Origin of the sequence: Nannocystis bainbridge, from assembly GCF_028368995.1 — a bacterium.
Lineage (GTDB): Bacteria > Myxococcota_A > Polyangia > Nannocystales > Nannocystaceae > Nannocystis > Nannocystis bainbridge.
In genome coordinates this window covers 4,195,469-4,218,639 of the sequence record NZ_JAQNDL010000001.1, presented here as the reverse complement: position 1 = coordinate 4,218,639, position 23,171 = coordinate 4,195,469, and the positions used below count along the sequence as shown (strand labels likewise).

21 protein-coding genes are annotated in these 23,171 nt (G+C 71.3%); 16 read left to right on the top strand and 5 right to left on the bottom strand.

Translation table 11 applies throughout. From position 1 onward, the window contains the following. Positions 1–56 precede the first annotated feature (56 nt). The 5 genes from POL25_RS16505 to ttcA all read left to right on the top strand — a co-directional run bounded on the left by POL25_RS16505 (position 57) and on the right by ttcA (position 3,076). Entirely contained in the window at positions 57–740 is a 684-nt protein-coding gene (locus tag POL25_RS16505) for a succinylglutamate desuccinylase/aspartoacylase domain-containing protein (protein WP_272086991.1), read from the top strand. Between the two features lie 118 nt (positions 741–858). Next, positions 859–1,446: a hypothetical protein gene (locus POL25_RS16500; RefSeq protein ID WP_272086990.1), complete on the top strand. Its 588-nt coding sequence runs from the start codon at positions 859–861 to the stop codon at positions 1,444–1,446. Positions 1,447–1,548: 102 nt separating this feature from the next. Then, on the top strand, positions 1,549–1,794 hold the full coding sequence (locus POL25_RS16495; RefSeq protein WP_373372095.1) for a DUF1244 domain-containing protein: 246 nt from the start codon (positions 1,549–1,551) through the stop codon (positions 1,792–1,794). Further along, entirely contained in the window at positions 1,791–2,216 is a 426-nt protein-coding gene (locus POL25_RS16490; RefSeq protein ID WP_272086988.1) for a secondary thiamine-phosphate synthase enzyme YjbQ, read from the top strand. The genes POL25_RS16495 and POL25_RS16490 overlap by 4 nt, the downstream gene beginning before the upstream one ends. Then, positions 2,213–3,076, top strand: a complete 864-nt coding sequence (gene ttcA / locus POL25_RS16485; protein WP_272086987.1) for a tRNA 2-thiocytidine(32) synthetase TtcA — start codon at positions 2,213–2,215, stop codon at positions 3,074–3,076. The genes POL25_RS16490 and ttcA overlap by 4 nt, the downstream gene beginning before the upstream one ends. A 171-nt stretch (positions 3,077–3,247) precedes the next feature. Here the strand turns inward: ttcA and POL25_RS16480 are convergent, their stop codons facing one another. Next, entirely contained in the window at positions 3,248–3,901 is a 654-nt protein-coding gene (locus POL25_RS16480; RefSeq protein ID WP_272086986.1) for a single-stranded DNA-binding protein, read from the bottom strand. Between the two features lie 425 nt (positions 3,902–4,326). Between POL25_RS16480 and POL25_RS16475 the strand changes: the two genes are divergently transcribed. The 4 genes from POL25_RS16475 (at position 4,327) to POL25_RS16460 (ending at position 10,094) form a co-directional block, all read left to right on the top strand. After that, on the top strand, positions 4,327–4,914 hold the full coding sequence (locus POL25_RS16475) for a glycosyltransferase (RefSeq protein ID WP_272086985.1): 588 nt from the start codon (positions 4,327–4,329) through the stop codon (positions 4,912–4,914). A gap of 25 nt (positions 4,915–4,939) precedes the next feature. After that, complete coding sequence (locus POL25_RS16470) at positions 4,940–6,028, top strand: M50 family metallopeptidase (protein ID WP_272086984.1); 1,089 nt, start codon at positions 4,940–4,942, stop codon at positions 6,026–6,028. A gap of 311 nt (positions 6,029–6,339) precedes the next feature. Beyond that, entirely contained in the window at positions 6,340–8,727 is a 2,388-nt protein-coding gene (gene uvrC, locus POL25_RS16465; protein WP_272086983.1) for an excinuclease ABC subunit UvrC, read from the top strand. Positions 8,728–8,741: 14 nt separating this feature from the next. Next, positions 8,742–10,094, top strand: coding sequence for a hypothetical protein (locus POL25_RS16460; protein ID WP_272086982.1), 1,353 nt, complete (start codon positions 8,742–8,744; stop codon positions 10,092–10,094). A gap of 228 nt (positions 10,095–10,322) precedes the next feature. Here the strand turns inward: POL25_RS16460 and POL25_RS16455 are convergent, their stop codons facing one another. Beyond that, the gene (locus POL25_RS16455) at positions 10,323–11,579 is read right to left on the bottom strand and encodes a spinster family MFS transporter (RefSeq protein WP_272086981.1); all 1,257 of its coding nucleotides are present in this window, start codon (positions 11,577–11,579) and stop codon (positions 10,323–10,325) included. 113 nt (positions 11,580–11,692) lie between these two features. Between POL25_RS16455 and POL25_RS16450 the strand changes: the two genes are divergently transcribed. The 3 genes from POL25_RS16450 (at position 11,693) to POL25_RS16440 (ending at position 15,308) form a co-directional block, all read left to right on the top strand. Further along, a complete protein-coding gene (locus POL25_RS16450) occupies positions 11,693–12,118 on the top strand; it encodes a ribonuclease III domain-containing protein (protein WP_272086980.1) in 426 nt (141 codons plus the stop codon). Positions 12,119–12,183: 65 nt separating this feature from the next. Next, positions 12,184–13,722, top strand: a complete 1,539-nt coding sequence (locus POL25_RS16445) for a hypothetical protein (RefSeq protein WP_272086979.1) — start codon at positions 12,184–12,186, stop codon at positions 13,720–13,722. A gap of 8 nt (positions 13,723–13,730) precedes the next feature. Continuing rightward, positions 13,731–15,308, top strand: a complete 1,578-nt coding sequence (locus POL25_RS16440; protein ID WP_272086978.1) for a hypothetical protein — start codon at positions 13,731–13,733, stop codon at positions 15,306–15,308. Positions 15,309–15,357: 49 nt separating this feature from the next. Here the strand turns inward: POL25_RS16440 and ybaK are convergent, their stop codons facing one another. Genes ybaK through POL25_RS16425 form a run of 3 tightly spaced genes read right to left on the bottom strand, consistent with a single transcriptional unit; the run spans position 15,358 to position 19,266 of the window. Then, complete coding sequence (gene ybaK / locus POL25_RS16435; protein WP_272086977.1) at positions 15,358–15,831, bottom strand: Cys-tRNA(Pro) deacylase; 474 nt, start codon at positions 15,829–15,831, stop codon at positions 15,358–15,360. Positions 15,832–15,838: 7 nt separating this feature from the next. Next, positions 15,839–17,329, bottom strand: a complete 1,491-nt coding sequence (locus POL25_RS16430; RefSeq protein WP_272086976.1) for a PQQ-dependent sugar dehydrogenase — start codon at positions 17,327–17,329, stop codon at positions 15,839–15,841. 53 nt (positions 17,330–17,382) lie between these two features. Beyond that, positions 17,383–19,266 (bottom strand): serine/threonine protein kinase, encoded by a 1,884-nt coding sequence (locus POL25_RS16425; RefSeq protein WP_272086975.1) that lies wholly within the window; start codon positions 19,264–19,266, stop codon positions 17,383–17,385. Between the two features lie 139 nt (positions 19,267–19,405). Between POL25_RS16425 and POL25_RS16420 the strand changes: the two genes are divergently transcribed. The 4 genes from POL25_RS16420 (at position 19,406) to POL25_RS16405 (ending at position 23,111) form a co-directional block, all read left to right on the top strand. Continuing rightward, positions 19,406–20,635: a S1C family serine protease gene (locus POL25_RS16420; protein ID WP_272086974.1), complete on the top strand. Its 1,230-nt coding sequence runs from the start codon at positions 19,406–19,408 to the stop codon at positions 20,633–20,635. 21 nt (positions 20,636–20,656) lie between these two features. Further along, positions 20,657–21,625 (top strand): Hsp33 family molecular chaperone HslO, encoded by a 969-nt coding sequence (locus tag POL25_RS16415; protein WP_272086973.1) that lies wholly within the window; start codon positions 20,657–20,659, stop codon positions 21,623–21,625. A 144-nt stretch (positions 21,626–21,769) separates the two neighbouring features. Beyond that, positions 21,770–22,669, top strand: a complete 900-nt coding sequence (locus POL25_RS16410; RefSeq protein ID WP_272086972.1) for a pseudouridine synthase — start codon at positions 21,770–21,772, stop codon at positions 22,667–22,669. A gap of 91 nt (positions 22,670–22,760) precedes the next feature. Next, positions 22,761–23,111: a hypothetical protein gene (locus POL25_RS16405; protein WP_272086971.1), complete on the top strand. Its 351-nt coding sequence runs from the start codon at positions 22,761–22,763 to the stop codon at positions 23,109–23,111. Positions 23,112–23,171: the final 60 nt, after the last annotated feature.

Genomic DNA, 23,171 nt, shown 5'->3' with positions numbered 1-23,171 from the left:
TTCGGGACAGCCTCGGCCTCTTGCCCCCGGGCGCGCCGGTGAGGCACCCTCGCCCGGTGTCGCGTCTGTCGCCCGGGGTCCACTGGTTCTCGCCCACGCTGCCGATCCACGTCTTCGACGCCGCCGAGCCGGGCCCGGTCGCGCTGATTCAGGCCGGCATTCACGGCGACGAGGTCGCCGGCGTGCACGCGCTGCAAGAGATGCTCGAGGAGCACCTGCGGCCCAGCCGCGGGCGGCTGATCGTGGTCCCGGTGATGAACCCGCCGGCCTATCGCGCCCGCCAGCGCAGCGCCCCCGGCGGCCTCGACCTCAACCGCTGCTTCCCCGGCGACGTCGACGCGCCCGAGCGCGAGCGCCAGCTGGCCCGCCGCTTCATGGACCTCGTGCTGGCCGAGCGGCCGACGCTGATGGCGACCCTTCACGAGAGCCACAAGCGCTACCACCCCGACGTGAAGCCGTCGTTCGGGCAGACGCTGGTCTACGGCGTCGAGCCGATGCCCGCGATCATCGCCCGCACGATCGACCGCCTCAACGCGCGGATCGCCGGCGAGGACGAGCGCTGGGCCCCGCAGTACTACCCTGTCGCGACGTCGTCCACCGAGGTCATCGTCGAGGCCACCGGCTGCGTGGGGATCTGCGTCGAGACGTGGATGGGCCTGCCGGAGTCCCGGCGGATCGAGCTCCAGCGCCTCGTGGTCGAGCTGCTGCTCGACGACCTCGGTGTGCGTCCGATGGCCTGAGGCGGCCGCTCCGCGCGCGTTCTGCCCCAGCGTCGGCCCCGCTGCCACAGGCCTTGCGCGGGGGTGCCTCACGTCGGTTTTGTCGTGCCCCGCGCGGGTCTGCGGTAGATTTTTGCCAGTGCTCGCGTCCGCCACCGAGACCCTCACCGCCCCGGCCGCCCCCTCGTTGCCCACGAGCCCGCTCGCCGCCCACGCGGAGGAGGTCTTCGAGGCCACGAGCCCCTACGACGGCGACGGCTTCCGCAACCACTGCCGGCGCCTGTTCCTGTTCACCGAGATGCTGCTGGCGAAGGAGGGCACCCCGCTCGCGCGCGACCTCGCCTACGCGATCGCCATGTGCCACGACCTCGGGATCGTCAGCCGTGGTGACACCGGCCGCACCTACCTCGAGCGCAGCCGCAGCCTGTTCGAGCGCGAGATGGCCGGCTTCCGTCTCACGGCCGCGCAAGACGTGGTCGACGAGTGCCTGGTCTACAACCACCGCCTGCTGCCGGTGCCGAACCTGTCGCCGCAGGCGGACGCGTTCCGCCGCGCGGTCCAGATCGAGCACACCCACGGGCTGCTGCGCTTCGGCCTGCCGAAGGCCCCGGTGGCCGCCGTGTTCGCCGCTCACCCGCGCGACAACTTCGACCGGGTGCTGCTCGACTTCACCTGGCGGACCTTGCGCCACGAGCCGCTGACCCTCGTGAACGGCATCTTCTTCTAGGCCCCTGCGCGCCTGGCCGTTGCGCTGTGTTCTTTACGACATGGCCGCCAGGACATGCACGAAGAACCCTGTACGAGAGGACATGTCATGACGAGCGAGCGCTTGACCCCGGAGCAGACCGAGCAACTCGAGGCGGCCGCGTTCCGCAGCCTGGTGGCGCACCTGCGCGAGCGGACCGACGTGCAGAACCTCGACCTGATGAACCTGGCGGGGTTCTGCCGCAACTGCCTGTCGCGCTGGTACCAGGAGGCCGCAGCGGAGCGGAGCATCCCGCTGACCCAGGACGAGGCGCGCGAGATCGTCTACGGCATGACCTACGCCGAGTGGAAGGCGAACCACCAGAAATGACGCTGTCGCTCGAGTCCCACGAGCTCGAGGTCGCCACTCGCGGCCGCGGCCTCGTCGACGTCACCGCCGAGGTGCAGGCGTTCGTGCGCGACAGCAAGCTGCGCCACGGCCTCGTCACCGTGTTCATCCACCACACCAGCGCCTCGCTGCTGATCACCGAGAACGCCGACCCCGAGGTCCACCGCGACCTCGAGCGCCTGTTCCACCGCCTCGCGCCCGACGGCGACCCGCTGTTCCGCCACGACGCCGAGGGCCCCGACGACATGCCGGCCCACGTCCGCAGCGCGCTGACCCAGACCTCGCTGTCGATCCCCGTGCAGGCCGGCCGCTGCGCGCTCGGCACCTGGCAGGGCATCTATCTCTGGGAGCACCGCCACGCCGGTCACCGGCGCCGCCTCACCCTCACCATCATCGGCTCGTGACCGACTCGAACGACAACTTCCTCGCCCCGGGCGGCCGCTCCCCGCAGCGGCGCACGCTCGCGCGCGCGATGGTCAAGACGATCGCCAGCTACGACCTGATCGGCGCCGGCGACCGCGTGATGGTGGCGGTGTCCGGCGGCAAGGACAGCTATACGCTGCTCGACCTGCTGTGGGAGGCGCGGGCGCGGGCGCCGTTCCGCTTCGACGTGGTGGCGGTGCACCTCGACCAGGTCCAGCCCGGCTACGACGGGGCGCCGCTGCGCCGCTGGCTCGAGCGCTTCGGGGCGCCCTTCGAGATCTTGCGCGAGGACACGTACACGCCGGTGGTGGCCCACACGCCCGCGGGCAAGGCGTTCTGCTCGATGTGCTCGCGGCTGCGGCGGGGGATCCTCTACACCGCGGCGGAGCGGCTCGGCTGCAACAAGATCGCCCTCGGCCACCACCGCGACGACAGCCTCGAGACGCTGCTGCTCAACCTGTTCTACGCCGGCCGCCTGCAGGCGATGCCCGCCGGCTACACCACCGACGACGGCCGCTTCCGCGTGATCCGCCCGCTCGTCGAGTGCGCCGAGGCCGACATCGCCGCCCACGCAGCTGCGGCCGGCTACCCGATCTTGCCGTGCAACCTGTGCGGCTCGCAGGACAACCTCCGCCGCGACAAGATGTCGGCGCTCATCACCCAGCTCGAGCAAGACAACCCCGACGTCCGCTCGGTGATGCTGAGCGCGCTCAAGAACGTGGCGCCGTCGCACCTGCTCGACGCGCGCCTGCACGCGCGCGGCGAGCCCGACGAGGTCGCCGTGCCCGACCTGCCCCAGCCGGCCAAGCCGGGCCCGCGCCGCCTGACCGTGCTGCCCTGAGCTCGGCTGTCCCGCGGGGCAGGTCCGATCATCGAGCCTGGCGCGACTGCGCGCCAGCTCACGCACGGCGCCCGAAGCCAGCGGTCTTTCTAGACATGTCCCAAAGGCCCTGGCGCGTGGGACATGTCCCTCACGCCAGGCCCTCGGACCTACGAGACCCGGGTGCGGGCCTCAGAACGGGATGTCGTCGTCGCCCGGGTCGGACGGCATGTAGTTGTTGTCGTACGGCTCGCTGCCGCCGCCACCAGCACCACCGCCGCCGCTGCCGTCGTCTTCGAAGCCGCCGCCGCCACCGCCGAAGCCGCCACCACCGCCACCGCCGCGGTTGTAGCCACCACCGCCGCCGCCGCGACTGCCGCCAGCGGCACCGCCACCAGCGCCGCCGCGGTTGTAGCCGCCACCGCCGCCGCCGCCGCGGCTCCCACCGCCGCCGCCGCCACTGTAGCCGCTACCACCCCCGGCGCCGCCGCCTTCGGCACCACCGCCGCCGCCTTCACCGCGGCCGCCGATGAACTGCACCGTGTCGGCCACGATCTCGGTCGTGTAGTGCTTCTGGCCCTCTTTCTCGTACGAGGAGGTGCGCAGGCGGCCTTCGACGTAGACCTCGCGGCCCTTGGTGAGGAAGTTGTTGCAGTGCTCGGCCTGCTTGCCCCACACCGTGATCCGGTGCCACTCGGTCTCCTCGACCATCTCGTTGTTCTTGTTCTGGTACTTGCGCGAAGTAGCGACGTTGAGCTTGCAGACCGGCTGCCCGTTCTGCATGTACCGAAGCTCCGGGTCGCGGCCGAGGCGGCCGAGGACGATGGCTTTATTGACGCCAGCCATGAGAATGCTCTGGTTCTTCTTTGTGGTCGCGCGAGCCCGTGAGGGGCATTCACGAGCGGCGCGCGGATGATACGCGAAACTGCCCCCGCGGGGAGGTCGCTCGCAGCGGCTGCTGCTTTGCAGGCCCGGCGAAAATAATCGGGCCCCCGAGTCGCTCTGTGCGCGGTCCCTCAGGGCGTGGCTGCGAAGGGCCGCCGAGCGCTTGAGCTTGCGCACGGTGCCTTGCCACGGTCGAGGCCGCCGAGATCGTCGCGGCGCGGGCCGTCACTTGGCTCGGAGGACGGCCCGAGCCTTCGAGTGGAGATGCGGAATTCCCTCAGCCGTCCTCGGGCGCTCCGGCCGTCAGACGGTGATTAGTTGACGATGAGCGGCGTTCGCTACTATTACCGGGCATAGTGAGGGAGTACTCCCCCACGCACGCCGCCATGCAATTGTCGCTCAGCGTCATCCTCTTGCTGCGGAACCGTGAACCGGCCGTGACCCAGATGGTGCGGCGTTCGGTGGAGGCCGTGCGGGGCCTCGGGGCCAAGGCCAAGCCGTTCGAGGTGTTGGCGGTCGACCAGACCTCCGTCGACAACACGCTCAGCCTGCTCAGCGTCCTGCACGCGCGCCAGCCCGAGCTGCGGATCCTCCAGGACGTGCGTCAGGGCATGGCCGTGATCGAGGCGGCGCGGGCGGCCCGCGGCGAGCGGTGGTTGCTGGTCGACCGCGTCGTCGACCCCCAGCTCATGACCTGGGGTTTGAATCAGCTCGAGAGCGGCAAGCGAGCCGCGCTCGTGCCGGGGGAGATCCTCGCGGTCGAGGCCCGGCTCGGCGCGCAGGTGCTCGGCAACCTGGCCGGCGGGCTCGTTTCGGCCCAGCAGGCCGTCGAACACGAGCTGGCAGCTCGCGGCCAGCGGGCGGCGTGGAGCCCCGCGCCCGACCGCGGCGTCGCCGAACGCGCCGCGCTGTTCGTGCGCAAGCGCCTCGGCTGGGTCGGTTTGAGCCAGCTCGACCGCCCGCTCGGGACCTGAGCTCGCCCGCTGCTATAGTCCCGCGGTGGCCACCCTCCTCGCGATCGTCGCGCTCTCGCTTTTAATCATCGTTCACGAGTTCGGGCACTACATCTGCGCCGTCGCGACCGGCATGAAGGTCGACCGCTTCAGCGTGTTCGGCATCGGTCCGGTGGTCGCGCGGCTGGGCGTGTGGCGCGGCACCGAGTTCGTCCTCAGCGCCATCCCGTTCGGCGCTTATGTCCACATCGTCGGCATGGAGGCGGACGACGCCCCCTCGATCGCGGTGGCCGAGGGCGGGCGCCCCGGCGAGGTCCCCGAGCACGACCCCAACGATCCCACGCTCTATCGCAATCGCCCGATCTGGGCCCGCATGCTCGCCATCCTCGGCGGCCCGCTCGCCAACTATCTCACCGCGATGGTGCTCGGCTTCGTCGCGTTGACGATGGTCGGCAACGAGGTCCCGCTGTCGATGCGGGTCGACAACGTGATCGAGCCGGCGGCCCAGACCGCGGGCCTCCTGGCCGGCGACGAGCTGGTCAAGATCGCCGGCGACGACATCACCGGCCGCGGCACCCAGGACAAGATCCTCGCCACCACCGCCGCGCACAAGGGCGAGACCGTCGAGACGGTCGTGCGCCGCGACGGCCAGGAGGTCGCGCTGCAGTTGCCGCTGACCGCCGAGGGCAAGATCGGCATCCAGATGTCGCCCGGCGAGGTCACCCGCGAGACTCACCCGGTCGGCGTCGCCGCCAAGACCGCCGTCCTGTTCCCGATCAAGTTCAGCGCCTTCCAGCTCGACGCGCTCGGCAAGTGGGTCACCGGCCGCATCGAGGGCAAGATGAGCGGCCCCGTCGGCATCGTCCGCGAAATCGCCAAGTCGGCCGAGCGCGGCGTCGAGGCCTTCCTCGAGATCGCCATCAAGATGAGCACCCTGCTCGGCCTGTTCAACCTGCTCCCGCTGCCGGCCCTCGACGGCGGCCGCTTCGTGTTCCTGCTGTGGGAGGCCGTGACCCGCCGGCGCGTCACCCCGCGCATCGAGGAGACCGTGCACGGCATCGGCATGCTGGCCCTGCTCGGCCTCATCCTCTGGGTCACGATCCGCAACGACCTGTTCTCGCACCTCTTCGGCTGAGATGGCCCATGGCCGCGCGTCAAGGACGACCCCCGAATAGCCCCGAAGCCCCGCCCGCTGCGCCGCCCGCCGCCTCCGCTGTGACCAGTCCTTCGGGACATGCCCCTGAGGGCATGTCCCCGGGGACACATGTCGAAGACGCCGCGGAGCCCGCGAGCGCCGGGCCGGCGCCCGCGAGCGCCTCCGGGCCGGCGCCCGCGAGCGCCCCCCAGCCGGCGCCCGCGAGCGCCTCCCAGCCGGCGCCCGCGAGGCCGTCCCGGGGCGGCCGCAAGGCATCGGCGGCCGGCGCTTCAGGACATGTCCCCGAGGGCATGTCCCAAAAGCCATATCCGGACGACGCCCCGAAGCCGCCCTCGACCGAGGCGTACGCGCCGGAGACCGAGGACGTGCTCGAGAGCTTCGAGGTCGCCGACGGCGGCGCCGCCGACCTCGACGCGCCGGGCCGGTTCGCCGGTTCGGCCAAGACCGAGGCGCTGGCGGCGATCCAGGCCGACGCGGTGTGGCAGCCGCGCGCCGGCACGGCCGAGGAGCTGGCGGAGATCGTCGAGCGCCTGCCCGACCTGCCCGGCGTCTACATCATGCGCGACCGCAAGGGCGACGTGGTCTACGTCGGCAAGGCCAAGCGGCTGCGCGCGCGCGTGCGCCAGTACTTCAACGGCACCGACCCGCGGCTGTTCGTGCCGTACCTGGCGCACACGCTCGGCGACATCGAGACGGTGGTGACCTCCAACGACAAGGAGGCGCTGCTGCTCGAGAATAATCTCATCAAGAAGTACAAGCCGCGCTTCAACGTCAAGCTGCGCGACGACAAGCAGTTCCTGGTCCTGCGCCTCGACCCCAAGGCCAAATGGCCGCGGCTCGAGCTGGTCCGGCGCATGCGTCAGGACGGCGCCCGCTACTTCGGCCCGTATCACTCGGCCCAGAGCGCCCGCCACACGCTGAAGGTCGTCAACCGCTACTTCAAGCTGCGCACCTGCACCGACTACACCCTGACGCACCGCAAGCGCCCGTGCCTGCAGCACCAGATCGGCCGCTGCCCGGCGCCGTGCGTCTATCCGGTCGACCGCGACGCCTACGGCCAGCAGGTCAAGGGCGTCGGCCTGTTCCTCGAGGGCCGCCACAAGGAGCTGGTCGCCGGCCTCACCACGCAGATGGAGGACGCCGCCGGCGCGCTCGAGTTCGAGACGGCGGCCCGCCTGCGCGACCAGCTCTCGGCGATCAGCACCAGCCTCGAGCGGCAGCAGGTGGTCGGCTCGGTCACGCTCGACCAGGACGTCGTCGGCATGTACCGCGAGGGCGGCCAGGTCGAGTTCGTGGTCATGCACGTGCGCCAGGGCAAGCTGATGGGTACGCGCACGTTCTCGGCCCGCGGCATGGAGCTGCCCGACCCAGACGTGCTCGGCAGCTTCCTCGTCGCCTACTACGACGACGCGCCGACGATCCCCGACGAGGTGCTCCTGCCGTCCGAGCTGCTCGACGACGACGAGGCGCCGCTCAAGTCGTGGCTGCGCGAGCACAGCGGCCGCAAGGTCGCGCTGCTGGTGCCCGAGCGCGGCGACCGCAAGAAGCTCTCGATCCTGGCCCAGCGCAACGCCGCCTCCAACTTCAACTCGCGCCGCAACCGCGCCGAGGACAGCGAGCAGGCCCTGCGCACCCTGCAGCAGCGCCTCGGCCTGTCGCGCCTGCCGCGGGTGATCGAGTGCTACGACATCAGCCACATCCAGGGCCAGGACACGGTCGCCTCGATGGTGGTGTTCGTCGACGGCGCGGCCGCCAAGCGGCGCTACCGCAGCTTCAAGATCCGGGGCCTGGGCGGCCTGGCCCAGGGCGACCGCCAGAACGACGACTTCCGCAGCATGTACGAGGTGCTCGGCCGCCGGCTCAAGCGCGCGAATGTCGGCGAGGACATGTCCGAAGAGACAGATGATTCGACCGAGGCCGAGGCCGAGGTCGCGATCGGCGCGGCCGACGAGGTCGTCGAGAACACCTGGGCGCTGCCCGACCTGCTGGTGATCGACGGCGGCAAGGGCCAGCTCGGGCGGGTGATCGCGGCGCTGAACGACCTCGGGGTCCCGATCGGCGAGGGCGGGGTCGACGTCGTCTCGCTGGCCAAGGAGCGGCGCCAGGGCCTCGGGCGCGGCAAGGCGGCGCTGCAGCGGCTGCGCACGTTCAAGACCTACGCCGACGCCACGGCCGGGATCGACGCCGAGAGCTCGCTCAAGGCCGAGGACGCGCCCGCGCCGGCGGAGCCCGACGACGACGCGTCGCAGCGGCCAGGCCAGAGCTACCAGGACTACGTGGTGCGCACGCCCGACGACGAGCCCGAGGAGTGGGAGGTCAAACCGGAACGCGTGTTCGTACCCGGAGCCAAGGACGCGATCCGCCTGCGCCCCGGCAGCTCCGAGCTGTACTTGATGACGCAGATCCGCGACGAGGCCCACCGCTTCGCCATCACGCACCACCGCAAGCGCCGCGGCAAACGAGCGCTGCACAGCGCGCTCGACGACATCCCGGGCGTCGGCCCTTCGCTGAAGAAGGCGCTGATCCAGCACTTCGGCACGGTCGCGGAGATCCGCGCCGCGGCGCCGGCGCGCCTCACCGAGGTGAAAGGTGTCGGCGCAGCGCTGGCGCAGCGGATCCACGAGGCCCTGGGCGACGGCGGAACGGCCTCGAGTGCGCCCCCGCGCGGCGAGTCGTAGTACCGTCCCTGCGCATGGCCGTCATCAGCCTCGACTGCCCCAACTGCGGCGCCAAGCTGCAGCCCGACGACAGCAAGCGCAGCGCTCGCTGCCAGTACTGCGGCGCCTCCTTCCAGCTGCCGCGCGCCACCGTCGTGCAGCCGCACAACGCCCAGGCCGGCGCGCTGCCCAACATCCAGGCCGTGCGGCCGCACAACGTCCACGCCGGCGCGCAGCCCAAGGTCGTGGGCGCGCTGGTCACCGGCGTGGCGACGATGGTGGCGATCGGCGGCGCCGCCGGGTACCTGATGATGGCGCCCGCGACCTCGACCCCGTATCTGCAGGCGCTCGTGCCGGGCACCCCGAGCGCGCCCGCCGAGGCGCCGACGGTCGGCGGTCCGCCGGTCAAGGCCGACCCGATGCGCAACACGGCCGACTTCATGTGGGACGAGGTCGGCGGCCGGGCGATCGTCGTGCCCATCGACGGCAAGGAGCACGTGATCGGCCGCCTGCGCGTGCGCCCCGACGACCAACTCCACGTCGGCGTGTTCGCGGCCGAGACCGGGGCCCTGCGCTACCGCGTCGGCCCGTTCGGCAGCTACGGCGAGGCCTACCGCGCGACCTTCTTCAGCGTCGTCGACGAGCGGCTGCTCATGACCGACTTCCGCGGCAAGCTCAAGGTGTACGAGCTCGCCGACGGCAAGCCGGTGCAGGACATCGCGCTGACCGATCGCGCCGATCGTTTCTGCCTGGCCGAAAAGACAGGTGAGAAGCCGCGGCTCTACCTCGCGCTGGTCGACCGCCGCCAGTTCCTGGTCGACCCGGCCACGCCGGCCCTCAAGGACGAGAAGCTGCCGGGCTCGTGCGACAAGCAGGGCGGGTGGAGCCCGCGCGGCGGCGACCCGGCGCTGACGACCAGCGAGCGGCTGCGTCGCGCGCCCAAGGTCGAGGGCATCGAGGTCTCCGGCGTGCACCTGGGCGACGACCTCGGGGTCGCGCGCGGCGTCAAGTCGCCGGGCACCGCCTACCCGATGGCGTTCGGCTTCGACCCGGCCAACCGCGCCGTCCGCTGGAAGAGCCCCGTGCCCGCGGTCGACCTCGCCTCGGTGCGCGAGCGCGACAACGAGCAGGACATCATGGCCGGGGGCCGCTACTTCGCCACCTACGGCGAGGGCTCCGAACACTGGCACCTCGTCGGCTTCGACGCCAAAACCGGCGATCGCCTGTGGGACAACAAGCTCCGCAGCATCTTCGCGGTCGACTGGTTGCGCGGCATCGAGGCCACGGCGAACCATGTCTTCCTGGTGCGCATGAGCTCCGTCGAGGTGTACGACGCCGCGACGGGTGCGCTCAAAGCCACCATCGGTGACGAGAGCTACGACGGATAGGTCGGCTGTCGCAAAGGCCACGTGAGGTCCGGCGACACCTTGTCGCGGCCACGCGTGGTCGCTAGCCTCGAGAGACGCGCAGCAGACCGCGCGAAGTAGATAGCCGAGGGACGGACACTGCGGGGGCCCGTGCGGGCGCAGGAGCCAGTCCAGCGCCCACGCCCGGCCCGAGGCCCACAAGGACATATGGACATGTCCTTGTGGGCAGCGAAGTCTCCGCGGCCCGCGCTACGGCTGGCCTTCGACGAACTTCTTGATGTCCTTCTCGGCGGTGCGCACCGCGAGGAAGCAGCACGCCGCCGCGAGGATCAGCGTCGACGACGTGACGAGGAACGTCTGCTGCGCGCCGTACACGTCGGCGACCTGGCCGAACAGCGGCGGGGCCGCCATGTCGCCGAGGAAGTGGAGGATGAACACCGCCAGCGCGTAGGCCATCGCTCGCTGCGCGCCGGGCACGACGTTGGCGATCTGGGTGTTGACCGCGGGCATGCAGACGAACAGGCAGGTCGCGCCGACGCCCAGGGCCGGCAGGAAGATCGCCCGGCTCTCCACGGAGAAGCCGATGAAGAAGGCCGGCAGCGCCAGCGCGTAGGCGATGCCGGCCAGCAGCGCGTAGGCCCCGCGGCTGCGGCGGGCCAGGCGGTCGCCGAGCAGGCCGGCCAGGCCCGAGCCGATGAGGCCGCCGACCAGGCCGATCACCCCGAGCGCCAGCGAGGCCTCGACCTTGGTCATGCCGCGCTCCTTCTGGAAGAACTCGATGCTGTAGTGGAGGACCGGCACCAGGATCATCACCGCGAACGCCTGCGCGAGGATGATCAGCATCAGCGTCTTGTTGCGCAGCAGGGCCAGGTACGACCTGGCCCCCTGGACATGTTCTTCGGGACCTGTCCCCGAGGACCCGGGGCGGGGCGGCTCGGCCAGCAGCGCGATCAGGACCGCGACCACCAGCCCGGGCGCGCCGGCCACGTAAAACGCGTTCTGCCAGCTGCCGGAGTAGTGGGTGACGAGCCCGCCGATCAGGTAACCGGCGGTCCCGCCGAGCGGCATGCCGAGGAAGAACAGCGCCAGCGCGCGGCCGCGGACCTGGTCGGAGAAGTAATCCGCGACCAGCGTCGGGCCGATGACCAGGCAGCCGGCCTCGCCGACGCCGATCAAGAAGCGCGACACGAACAGCCCGGTCTTGCCGGTCGCCATGCCCGAGCCGATCGTCGCCAGCGACCAGATGAACACGCACGCGGCGAAGATCATGGTCCGGCGGTAGCGCCCGGCCCAGTAGCCGATCAGCGGCGCGAACACCATGTAGCCGAGCGTGAAGGCCGACCACAGCATGCCGAACTCCGCCTTGGTCATGGCGAAGGCGCTCTTGATCTCGACCTCGAGCGCGCTCACCACCTGACGGTCGGCGTAGTTGAGGAAGTTGGCGAAGAACACGACCGCGAGCGCGTACGCCAGATAGCGGGAGGAAAAGCGGGGGCGCTCGGCCATGGACCGCGGGAGCATAGCGCCGGACGGCAGCGGCACCGACGCCGACCTGCCGGGCGCGCGTGCACCGGCTCACGCGCGGACGTGCGCGGTGCTGGACTATCCTGCGCCGCATCATGGACCTGCGGGGCAGATCGATCCGGACCCTCGCCTGGCTCGGCGACGCCGAGTTCGAGCGAGAGGTTCGGCTCCGGCTGGCGCGGCGCGGCGACTATCCGACCGACCGGCTCCACGCCATGAAGGCCCGCATCGTCTGCGCCGAGGCCCAGGCCGAGCTGCTCGCGGCCATCGAGTCCGAGCTCGACGCGGACGAGGCCGGCGTCGTGCGGCGCGGGCGTAACGTCAATCTGAAGGCCTCCGGACGCGGCGTACGGGACGTGCGGGCTTACCGCGCGGCGACCGGCCTCGAGGCCCTGGTGGCCTACTGGTGCTTCGGCGAGCCCGCGGTGCAGGCCCGCTTCGAGGCGCTGGTGGTGCCGCGCCTGGAGGCAGCGATCGACGCGGTGTTGGCGGCGCAGGCGGGCGCCCGCAGGTCTTCGTAGCGAGGCGGCGGGGGCGATGATAATTTGAGGTGGGGCGGCCGTGGCCGGCCTCGGAGGCGATGTACATGCATGCGCTGGCGCGCACGGCCGCGGCGGGGTTCGTCGCTGCGAACCTGTCCTGTCGGACATCCGAGAACCCGGCCGCGACCGAGGCCACCAGCGGCACCAGCACGGGCGCGCCCGACGACGGCTCGCGGGCCACGCTGGTGCACACCTTCGGCCTGACGACCCTCGCCCCCTTCGAGGAGACCGAGCCGTGCGTGCAGTGGACGCTCCACAACGACCAGCCGCTCTACGTCAACGCCGTCACCATGGTCAACGACGGCGGCTTCCACCACAGCAACTGGCTGACGGTCCCCGAGGACAAATTCGCCGGTGAAGATGGTTTCTTCCGCTGCTCCGACCGCGGCTACACCGAGCTCGACGCCGCGCTCTCGGGCACCGTCGTGTTCGCCCAGTCGACCCAGTCGCGCAGCGAAGTCCAGCAGCTGCCCCCGGGCGTCGTCATCAAGATCCCCCCGCGGCACAAGATCATCGCCGGCGTCCACCTCCTCAACCTCGCCAGCGTCGCCGTCGAGACCGAGCTGCGCATGGCCCTCGACATCATCCACCCGCGCGACGTCGAGGTCCTGGTCGCGCCGTTCCGCCTGTCCTACTTCGACCTCGAGATCCCGCCCGAGCGCCGCAGCCGCTTCACCGGCGCCTGCAAGCTGCGTGGGCCCTACCTCGGCGCCGTCGCCGGCGAGTTCGACCTCAAGCTCTACCACGTCCTGCCGCACACCCATTACCTCGGCGACTACTTCCGCCTCGAGACGTTCGACGCCGACGGCGACAGCCGGGTCGTGTTCGAGAAGACCGGCTTCAACGCCGACGCCGGCGGCAAAGCGTTCGACCCGCCGCTCGACCTCGGCGGCAGCGAGGGCCTGCGCTTCTCGTGCGGCTTCGACAACTGGCGCGACGTCCCGATCGGCTGGGGCATCGGCGACCAGGAGATGTGCGTCATGCTCGGCCTCGCCGACAGCCGGGCGATCATGGACATCAGCGTGCTCACCGGCTCGAAGCCGGTCGGCGTCGAGGGCGACGTGCTGCTCCACGAGGGCCCGTGCCAGGTGCTCGCCTTCCCCGAGAACGGCGCCCAGACCGAGCCGACCGCCGAGGAGCAGGCCGCGCCGCTGTACGTCCCGCCGGGCGACCCCGGCGACGTCGACCTCGAGCCGCAGAAGCAGTGCGTCGACGCCGACGCGACGGTGCCCGCGAAGGGCCCGCCGAGCCTGCAGCGCCTCCACAGCGCCATCTTCGCCCCGGGCTGCGTGTTCTCGTCGTGCCACGACGCCAAGCAGCCGGCCGCGGGCCTCGATTTGCAGTCGCCGGGGCTCCACGAGCGCTTGCTCGCGCACAAAGTCGCGGCCCGCGTCGAGGCCCCGCTGGTCGCGCCCGGCGACGCCGAGGGCAGCTGGCTGTACCAGATCGTCTCGCGCTGTGACCCGACCGACAGCGACGGCCGGGCCGTCCGCCACATGCCCTACAACGCGCCCACCCTGCTGACCGACGGCACCGTCGCGCTGATCCGCGCGTGGATCAACGCCGGCGCCGAGAATAATTGAGTAACGCCATGGCCCATCGCTCGCTCGTCTCCGTCCTCGCCCTCGCGTGCGCCTGCCCCGGATCTGGCTCTTCGGACAGCGAGGGCACGACCACCGGCGTCGCCACCACCGAGGCCGCGACGACCGGGGCTTCCGCCACGACCGCGCCGACCACCGGCGAGCCCGGGACCGAGGTCGCCTCGGTGGTCCACAGCTTCGGCAACTACTTGATGACGCCGTACCTCGAGATCGAGCCGTGCGTGCAGTGGACGCTGCACAACGACGAGCCGATCTACGTCAACGCGGTGACGCTGGTCAACGACGGCGGGTTTCACCACAGCAACTGGTTCGCGGTGCCGGAGGAGGTGTTCGCCGGCGAGGACGGGTTCTGGGACTGCAGCTCGCGCGAGTACAACGAGATCACCGCCGCGGTCGAGGGCACGGTGCTGTTCGCCCAGTCGACCCAGTCGCGCCAGGAGGCCATGCAACTGCCGGCGGGCGCGGTCATCAAGATCCCCGCGCGGCACAAGATCGTCGCCGGCGTCCACCTGCTCAACCTCGGCAGCACCGACCTCGACTCCGAGCTGCGCATGGCGCTCGACATCATCCACCCGCGCGACATCGAGGCCGTGCTCGCGGCGATGCACCTCGACTACCGCGACCTGGCGATCCCCGCGGGCAAGCACAGCCGCTTCACCGGCAACTGCTCGTTCCGCCACGACGTCGAGAAGGCGACCGGCAAGCCGCTCGACGTCAAGCTCTACTACGTGCTGCCGCACTACCACTACCTCGGCGAGTTCTTCGGCCTGCAGGTGATGGGTGGTTCGCGCGACGGCGAGGTCCTGTTCCAGCTCGACGGCTTCAACGGCGGCGCCAACGGGGCCGCGTTCGACCCGCCGGTCGACCTCTCCGACGCCGACGGCCTGCGCTTCTCCTGCGGCTTCAACAACTGGCTCAACAAGGAGGTCGGCTACGGCATCGGCGACCAGGAGATGTGCATGATGCTCGGGCTCATCGACGCCCGGGTGATGATCGAGTCGCGCGTCAGCCAGAACTCGCAGCTGGTCGGCGTCGACGACGGCAAGGTGATGCACGAGGCCGAGTGCGACAACTACGCCCTGTTCAAGAACCCGGCCCAGGGCCCGCCGGCGCCGGAGGAGCTCGCCCGGCCGCTCTACGTGCCGCCGGCCGACCCGGGCGACGTCGACCTCGAGCCGACCAAGAGCTGCTTCGACAGCGCGCCGACGGCCGCGCCCGATGCACCGGTCACGCTGACCAGCGTGCGCGACTCGATCTTCACCCCGAGCTGCACCTTCTCGTCGTGCCACGACGACGGCGCGCCGGCGGCCGGCCTCGACCTGCAGACCGCGGACGGCCTGGCCGACCGCCTCCTCAACCACGACGTCGCCGCCGACACGCCCGACGCGCTCGTCACCCCCGGCGACCCGCAGGCGAGCTGGCTGTACCGGCTGGTCGCCGAGTGCGAGCCGCAGAACGGCGAGGGCGCGGTCGTGCGGCACATGCCGTTCAACGCCCCGACGCTGCTGCCCGATCCGCTGGTCGCCAAGCTGCGCGCGTGGATCGAGGCCGGCGCGCTCGACGATTGAGCCTGGTCGGACGGACATGCCCGATCGGGCATGTCCTCTTGAGCATGTCTCAAGGGGCCTGTACGAGCGGACAGAGCGTGGCCCGGGTCGCGCGCACGTAGCCGTCGGGGTGCAGCACGATCTGAAGCCCGCGCGTGCCCGCCGACACGGCGATCTGCTCGAACAGGATCGCCGTCTCGTCGAGGTACACCGGGTAGTCCTTCTTGCCGGCCAGGGCCGTGACGCCGCCGCGCACGTAGCCGGTCAGCGGCGTCACCTCGCGCAGGGCGACCAGCTCGATGCGTCGGTCGCCGCTGGCGCGCGCGAGCGCCTTGAGGTCGAGGTGGCCGTCGCCCGGCACGACCGCGAGGCACACCCCGTTGCGGTCGCCGCGGGCGATGAGCGTCTTGAACACCTGCTCGGGCGGCAGGCCGACCAGAGCCGCGACCTCGGCCGCCTTGAGGTGCTCGGCATCGACGGGGTACGGGCGGAGCTCGTAGTCGATGCCGAGGTTGTCGAGGATCCTGGCGGCGTTGGTCTTCACTGCGGGTTCACTGCGGGGCGACCCGCAGGATCTTGCCGTCGACGGGGGCGTTGAACGCGTCGAGCTCGACGACCGTGAACAGCACGTCGCCGAAGCCGTTGCTGCCCGAGCCGAGCACGCGGTCCTCCTGGCTGGCGACCATGCCGAGCAGCTCGACGGCGGTGCCGTCCCAGTTGAGGCCGTAGATGCCGCCGGAGCAGTAGTCGCCGTAGAAGTAAGTGCCGTCCCACTCGGGCACTTCGCAGCTGCGATAGACGGTGCCGCCGGTGATCGAGCAACCCTCGCCGTGGTTGTACTCGGCGATCGGGGTGGTCATGCCCTGGTCGTTGACCTCGTTGACGCCCTTGCCGTCGTCACAGCCGCCGTTGAAGCAGTGGTTGCCCTCCATCAGGCTCCAGCCGTAGTCGGCGCCGCCGGCGACCACGCTGACCTCCTCCCACTGGTTCTGGCCGACATCGGCGGCGTAGAGCGTGCCGTCCTCGTCGAAGTTGAAGCGCCACGGGTTGCGGAAGCCCCACGCGTAGACCTCCGGCGCGAACTCGGGGTCGTTCACGAACGGGTTGTCGGCCGGGATCGTGTAGTCGAAGCCGTCGAGCAGCTCGCACTGGCCGCACGGCTCGTTCATGTCGGGCGTGCCGTCGGGCTCGACGTCGATGCGCAGGATCTTGGCGTGCAGCGACAGCTTGTCGCGACCGGTGTCGAACTGGTCGTCGCCGCCGCCGCCGTCGCCCATGCCGATGTAGAGCATGCCGTCGGGACCGAACTCGATCATGCCGCCGTTGTGGTTGCTGGCCGGCTGCGAGATGGCGATGACGATCCGCTCGGACGCCGGGTCGACCTTGTCGGGGTCGTTGGCGTCGAGCTTGAACTCGGACACGTAGGTCGGCCCGGGGCCCTGCCACATGCCCGGGTTGTAGTTGACGTAGATCCGCGGGTCGTCGGGGAAGTTGGGGTGGAAATCGAAGCCGAGCAGGCCCTGCTCGGGGCCGATCTGGCTCGGGTTCTTGTTCTTGACGTCGATGTCGAGGAAGTTGGCGTCCGGCGCGGAAGTCTCGCCGGGCTCGAGGATCTTGATGCGACCGCCCTGCTCGAGCACGAACAGGCGCGCGGGGTCGCGGGGGTCGGCGCGGACCATCAGCGGGCGGTCGAAGCCGTTGGCGACGACCTCGAGCGTGAAGCCGGGGCGACCGGCGACCGGCGTGTAGGGACACACGGGCTCGCCGGTGGTCGTCGAGGTGCCGTCGGTGGTCGGGTCGTCGACGGTCGTCGAGGTCGGCGGGGTCTCGGTGGTCGGCCCGGCGGTGGTCGGCGTGACCGTGGTCGAGGTGCCGTCGGTGCTCGTGCCCGTCGTCGCCGTGGTGTCGGTGGTGCCGGTGCCGTCGGTGGTGGGGCCGGCGGACGTCGAGGCGGTCGAGTCGGTGGCGTTGCCGTCGTCACCGCACGCGAGCAGCGTGACGCAAGGGAGAAGGGTGAGGCGGACGAAGTTCTGCCAAGACATGGCCGGCAGCCTAACACACGCCTGGGCGCGCCTGCGCGCGCCTGCACCGCGAGTTACTTGAGCGCCACGCAGGTGACGTCGATCTTCGGCGTGTTGGCGGCGACCTCTTCGACCGCGCCGGTGTTGGTGTCGACGACCTTCACTCGCCCCGCGCTCATCTCGCTGGTCCACACCTTGCGGTTGGCGAGCTTGGGGTTCTTGCGGAACTTGAGCACCTCGCCGCTCTTCGGCAGACGCCAGGTCTTGAGCCCGGCCTCGCGCGAGTCGTCGCAGTACTGCTTGGCCTTCTCCCACAGCATCTTGCCGGGCAGGCGCAGACCGGGGACGTCGGCGTCGCTGATCAGCTCCTTCGGCTTGGGCGTCGGCTTCTTGGGGTCGTCTTTCTTGTCGTCCTTGGGGTCGGGCGGCGGCGTCTCGACCTTGGTGTCGGGCGGCGTCTCGACCTTGGTGTCGGGCGGCGGCGTCTCGACCTTGGTGTCGGGCGGCGGCGTCTCGACCTTGGTGTCGGGCGGCGGCGTCTCGACCTTGGTCTCGGGCGCGGCCGTGCCAGCGGCGACCGACTCGGGCGGTGGCGGCGGCGTCACGGTCGCCTTCGGCTTCATCACGAAGAACACGGTCGTCGCGGCGGCGCCGAGCACGAGCAGCACCACGAGGATGAGCATGCCCTTGCCGCCGCCGCTGCGCGTCGGCATCGGCGGCTGGGTGCTGGTCCCCTCGCCGCGGCCGAGCGACCACGACTCCTCGGCGATGTTGCCCTTGCCGAGCTCCCCGGTCCACGTCGGCTTGTTGGTGGCGATCGGCGGCTGCGAGATCGGCGGCCCGCCGGTGATCATCGTCGCCACCGGCGGCGCGAAGCCGGGGTTCGAAGTCGGCGGCGGCCCGCCGGTGATCACGGTCGAGGCCTGCGGCGGCGGCACGGACGACGGCGGGCCGGTCATCGGCATCGCGGTCATCGGCGGCGCGTGGGTGTGCGAGGCCATCGCAGGCAGCGGCGCGCCGAGCTGCTCGAACGGGGCCAGCGCGGCCGACAGCTCGGAGCACGAGGCGAAGCGGTCGCCGGCCTCCTTGGCGAGGCAGCGCTCGACGACCGCGACCAGGCCGGGCGGCACGTGCGGCGCGAGCTGGGCGATCGGGGTCGGCTGCTTGGTCGAGACGGCGACCAGGATCGCGGCCATCGTCGCCCCGTGGAACGCGTCGGCGCCGGTCAGCGCCTTGTACAGGATGGCGCCCATCGCCCAGATGTCGGTGCGGTGGTCGACCCCGGCCGCGCCCTCGGTCTGCTCGGGCGACATGTACTCGGGCGTGCCCATCAGCACGCCGGCGCTGGTGCGGCCGCCGCCCTCGGAGCCGGCCTGCGAGAACTTCGAGATGCCGAAGTCCATCAGCTTGACGAGCAGGTGCCCGGGCGAGGGCTCGTGGAGGAAGATGTTCTCGGGCTTGAGGTCGCGGTGGACGATGCCGACCGCGTGCGCGGCGTCGAGGCCGATGAGCGCCTGGCGGATGATGAGCACCGCGAGGCCGGGGTCGACCTGACCTGTCTGTTGGACCAGCTCACCGACCGAGCGGCCGTTGAGCATCTCGAGCACGATGTAGGGCCCGAGCACGCTCTGGCCGAAGTCGTAGATGTCGCAGATGTGCGAGTTGCCGATCTGCCCGGCCGCGGTGGCCTCGTTCTTGAAGCGGTCGAGGATGCCCGGATTGCCCGCGAACTCCGGGTGCATCAGCTTGATCGCCACCGCCTTGCGCACGCGGATGTTCTGCGCCCGCCACACGGCCCCCATGCCGCCGGCCCCGAGCAGTTTCGTGAACCTGAATTTGCCGTCCAGCAGCCTCCCTTCGAGCGGCAGGACCTTCCCGGCGGTCGGGCACACGAACATGTCTTCCGGGTGCGCCTGCTGGCAGAAGGGGCATGGGGCTGGCGCGGCGGCACCGTTCATGGTCGGCAAGGTATATCACGGCGCGGGCGAAACCCCGCCTGCGCGGCTTCGGCCTGCACATAAATGCAGCCTCGCGGCGGTCAGCGGGTGCAGCGGGCCCTTGCGGACGCCGGCCGGGCGCCTAAAACAGAGCCCAGCCATGGCCGCCTCCCGCCGAACTTTGCTGTCTTCGTCCCTGGTCCTCCTCGGCTGCCTCACGGTGTTGCCGGGCATGACCGAGTGCCAAGCTGCAGCGCCGCCGTCGCCCCAGACCGAGACGGTGGCTGTGACCGCCTCCGCGCCGCGAGAGATCGCCCCCGACGTGGGCGCGCACGCGACGCTGACGGGGCTCGCAGCCGCACCGGCGCAGTCGCACGCGACGCCGGAGGTCAAGGCCCCGTCGCCCGCCGCGCGCCTCGAAGCCGAGCAGAACGTCATCGACGTGTTCCGCGCCGCCGCGCCCGCGACCGTGTTCGTGACGCAGAAGCGGCTGGTCCGCGACTACTCGATGCGCGCGCTCGAGGTCCCCGCCGGCTCGGGCACCGGCTTCGTCTGGGACACGCAGGGCCACATCGTCACCAACTACCACGTCGTCGACGCCGGCCGCGCGCGCGGCACCTACAGCGTCACGCTCTACAGCCAGAAGACCTACGACGCCCAGCTGCTCGGCGGCGATCCCAACAAGGACATCGCCGTGCTCAAGCTGATCAACTGCGACGAGCCGCTGACGCCGATCCGCGTGCTGCCGCAGGGCGGCCCGCTCGAGGTCGGTCAGACCGCGGTCGCCATCGGCAACCCGTTCGGCCTCGACCACACGCTCACCACCGGCGTGGTCTCGGCGATCGGCCGCGAGGTCCAGGGTTACGGCGGCGTCACCATCCGCGACATGATCCAGACCGACGCCTCGATCAACCCCGGCAACTCCGGCGGCCCGCTGCTCGACAGCGGCGCGCACCTCATCGGCATGAACACGATGATCTTCAGCAAGACCGGCAGCAGCGCCGGCATCGGGTTCGCGGTGCCGGTGGCGACGGTGCGCCGGGTGGTCCCGCAGATCATCGACAAGGGCCGCGTCGAGCACCCGGGCCTCGGCATCGAGCCGCTACCCGACGCCTACGCCGCGCGCGTCGGCGTCAAGGGCGTCGTCATCACCCGCACGGTCACCGGCGGCCCCGCCGCCAAGGCGGGCATCCGCGGGCTGTCGCAGGACCGCACCGGCGAGATCTTGCTCGGCGACATCATCGTCGGCATCAACGATCACAAGGTGAAGAACTACGACGACCTCTACAACGCCCTCGACCGCTACAAGGTCGGCGACGAGGTCGAGGTCAAGCTGGTCCGCGGCGGCGCCACCACCAGCGTGCGCCTCAACCTGATCGACCTGCCCTGAGCGGCGCGCTACCCTCTCGCCGTGGACGTGCTCCTCCGCGCCATCGCCGCTGCGCCCGACTCCGCCTCGCCCGAACAGGCGGCGATGCGCGCGCTCGCGGCCGTCACCACCGACCTGGTCCAGGAGTCGTGCCGGCGCCACGGCATCCGCGGGCTCGAGGCGATCGCGCTCGGGCGGGCGCTGACGGCCGGGTGCCTGCTGACGACGCTGACGAAGTCGCCGGTCGAGCGCCTGCGGGTCGACGCGCGCAGCGTCCTGGACTCGCGCGGCCCGGGCGGCGGCGAGGGCGAGGCCGGCGGGTTCCTGCTCGACGCCCACGGCGACGGCACGGTGCGCGGCTGCCTGCGCCGCGGCTTCGGCGACACGCCGCTGCGGGCCACGCTCGAGCGCGCGTCGGGTCGCCTGCCGCTGTCGCCGTTCCTCGGCCGGCGCGGCGTGCTCACCGTGACCCGCGATTTTGACATGTCCGCAGGGACAGATTCTCGCTACCAGGGCACCGTCGAGCTGGTGGCCGGCGAGGTCGACGTCGACCTCGAGCACTACCTCAACGCCAGCGAGCAGGTGCCGTCGCTGCTGCGCTGCGAGGTGCTGCTCGACGCCAACGGCGACGTGCTGCGGGCCGGCGGCCTGCTGGTCCAGACCCTGCCCGGCAGCGACGGCGAGGTGCTGGCCCCCCTGCGCCAGCGGGTGGGCGGCGAGGCCCTGGCGTCGCTGCTGATGCTGCCGCGCGAGCCGGCCGACCTGCTGCGCCTCGCCCTCGCGGACGGCCCGTTCGAGGTCGTCGGCGAGACCCCGCTGGCGTTCCGCTGCAACTGCGGCCCGGCGGTGGCCCGCGACATCGTCGCCATGCTCGGCGCCGACGACGTCGAGGCCCTCGCCGGCGAGCGCGAGATCACCGAGGTCCGCTGCTCGTACTGCGGCGAGCGCTACCACGTCACCGCGGCCGAGCTGCGCGAGCTGGCCGCCGAGCTGCGCCTCAAGCGTTCGTGATCGTATGTCCCCCAGGCCGTGTCGCCCCGAGCATGACCCGAAGCTTCCATGGTCGTCGCGCGGTCTATGTCCCGAAGGGCATGTCCCATCGGGCATGTCCCGCAGGGCATGGCGTAGCGAGCATGTCCCGATGAGCAGGTCCGTATGAGCAGCGCCGACCAGCCGAGCCAGCCCGAGGCCGCGGAGGCCCGCGTGCGCGTGCGCGTGATCTCGATGGAGGACGGCATGACCCTGCGCCAGCTGCTCGGGCGCCGGCTCGGCCTCGGGGTCGCGCCGGCGTCCGAGCTCATCCGCGCCGGCGGCGTCTACATCGGCACCGTGCGCAGCTGCATCCCGACCCTGCGCGTGCGCGAGGGTGAGCGGGTCACGATCTACCGCGGCGCGTCCAGCGTCGCGCCGCTCGCCCCCGACAGCCTGGTCGTCGTGCACCGCGACGCCCACTGCGTCATCGTCGACAAGCCACACGGCGTGCCGGCGGCGGCCACCCGCGAGGGCAGCCGCGGCGCGGTCAGCCCGGCGCTGGTCCAGCGGCTCGCGCGCGAGGGCGTCCTGCGGCCCTACGTCGGCCTCGTCCACGCCCTCGACCCGGCGGCCGCCGGCCTGGCGCTGTTCACCTTCCGCGGCCAGGACACTTCCAGCTTCCTGCCGAAGTTCGCCGAGCTCGACGCGCTGCGCGTCTACCGAGCCAGGCTTTCAGGACATGTCCCCGGGGACATGGTCTGTGAGACACCCCTGATCAAGGCGACCGGCGCGGTCCGCCTCGCGCGCCCCGACGAGCGCGAGGCGGTGCCGGCGCGCACCGAGTTCCGGCGGCTGGCCGAGCGGGACGGCGCGACGCTGGTCGAGGTCGAGCTGCGCCGGGCGCCGACCGAGCAGATCTCGCTGCACGCGCAGGCGCTGGGGCTGTCGGTCGTCGGGCGCGCGGGCGCCGGTGAGGTGCTCGAGCTGGCCTGCGTGCGGCTCGCGTTCACGCATCCGATGACGGGCGTCGCCGTCGACGTGCGCGCCGAGCTGCCGCCGTGGGCCGACCCTGGCGCGCTTTGAGGCGGCTTTCGCCGCCTGAGCCCGCTGGGCGACGGCCAGCGTCGTCATCCCGCGCGGCGGCTGGTACCCTGCGAGCAAGGACGAAAGACTGATGGACCTGAAGACGATCACCGCCACCCTCGCTCTCCTCGGACTCGGCGCGGGCGGGTGCGACGGCGAGGCCAAGAAGGACGCCAAGGAAGCCGCCCCCGTCAAGGCGGCCGACCCGACGCCCGCCGACGTGAAGCCGGTCGACGCCAAGCCGGTCGACGCCAAGCCGGTCGACGCCAAGTCGGGCGAGGGCAAGTGCGGCGAGGGCAAGTGCGGCGAGGGCAAGTGCGGCGGCGAGAAGCACGACCACGAGAAGGCGGCCGACGGCAAGGCGATCCCGGTCGACGGCGCCCCGGCGGCCGGCGGCGCCGCTCCGGCCGACGCGAAGGCCGAAGACGGCAAGAAGAGCTGAGCCGGCGAGCCGAGCTGTCCCGCGGGACATCGCCTGAGCGCGGCTCGCCCCAAAGGCCGG

Bases quoted from the DNA above. Each gene is read 5' to 3' on its own strand.
- POL25_RS16490 (WP_272086988.1), top strand. From the start codon at position 1,791: ATGACGCTGTCGCTCGAGTCCCACGAGCTCGAGGTCGCCACTCGCGGC.
- POL25_RS16480 (WP_272086986.1), bottom strand. From the start codon at position 3,901: ATGGCTGGCGTCAATAAAGCCATCGTCCTCGGCCGCCTCGGCCGCGAC.
- POL25_RS16475 (WP_272086985.1), top strand. From the start codon at position 4,327: ATGCAATTGTCGCTCAGCGTCATCCTCTTGCTGCGGAACCGTGAACCG.
- uvrC (WP_272086983.1), top strand. From the start codon at position 6,340: ATGTCCCAAAAGCCATATCCGGACGACGCCCCGAAGCCGCCCTCGACC.
- POL25_RS16460 (WP_272086982.1), top strand. From the start codon at position 8,742: ATGGCCGTCATCAGCCTCGACTGCCCCAACTGCGGCGCCAAGCTGCAG.
- POL25_RS16455 (WP_272086981.1), bottom strand. From the start codon at position 11,579: ATGGCCGAGCGCCCCCGCTTTTCCTCCCGCTATCTGGCGTACGCGCTC.
- POL25_RS16450 (WP_272086980.1), top strand. From the start codon at position 11,693: ATGGACCTGCGGGGCAGATCGATCCGGACCCTCGCCTGGCTCGGCGAC.
- POL25_RS16445 (WP_272086979.1), top strand. From the start codon at position 12,184: ATGCATGCGCTGGCGCGCACGGCCGCGGCGGGGTTCGTCGCTGCGAAC.
- POL25_RS16440 (WP_272086978.1), top strand. From the start codon at position 13,731: ATGGCCCATCGCTCGCTCGTCTCCGTCCTCGCCCTCGCGTGCGCCTGC.
- POL25_RS16430 (WP_272086976.1), bottom strand. From the start codon at position 17,329: ATGTCTTGGCAGAACTTCGTCCGCCTCACCCTTCTCCCTTGCGTCACG.
- POL25_RS16425 (WP_272086975.1), bottom strand. From the start codon at position 19,266: ATGAACGGTGCCGCCGCGCCAGCCCCATGCCCCTTCTGCCAGCAGGCG.
- POL25_RS16420 (WP_272086974.1), top strand. From the start codon at position 19,406: ATGGCCGCCTCCCGCCGAACTTTGCTGTCTTCGTCCCTGGTCCTCCTC.
- POL25_RS16410 (WP_272086972.1), top strand. From the start codon at position 21,770: ATGAGCAGCGCCGACCAGCCGAGCCAGCCCGAGGCCGCGGAGGCCCGC.
- POL25_RS16405 (WP_272086971.1), top strand. From the start codon at position 22,761: ATGGACCTGAAGACGATCACCGCCACCCTCGCTCTCCTCGGACTCGGC.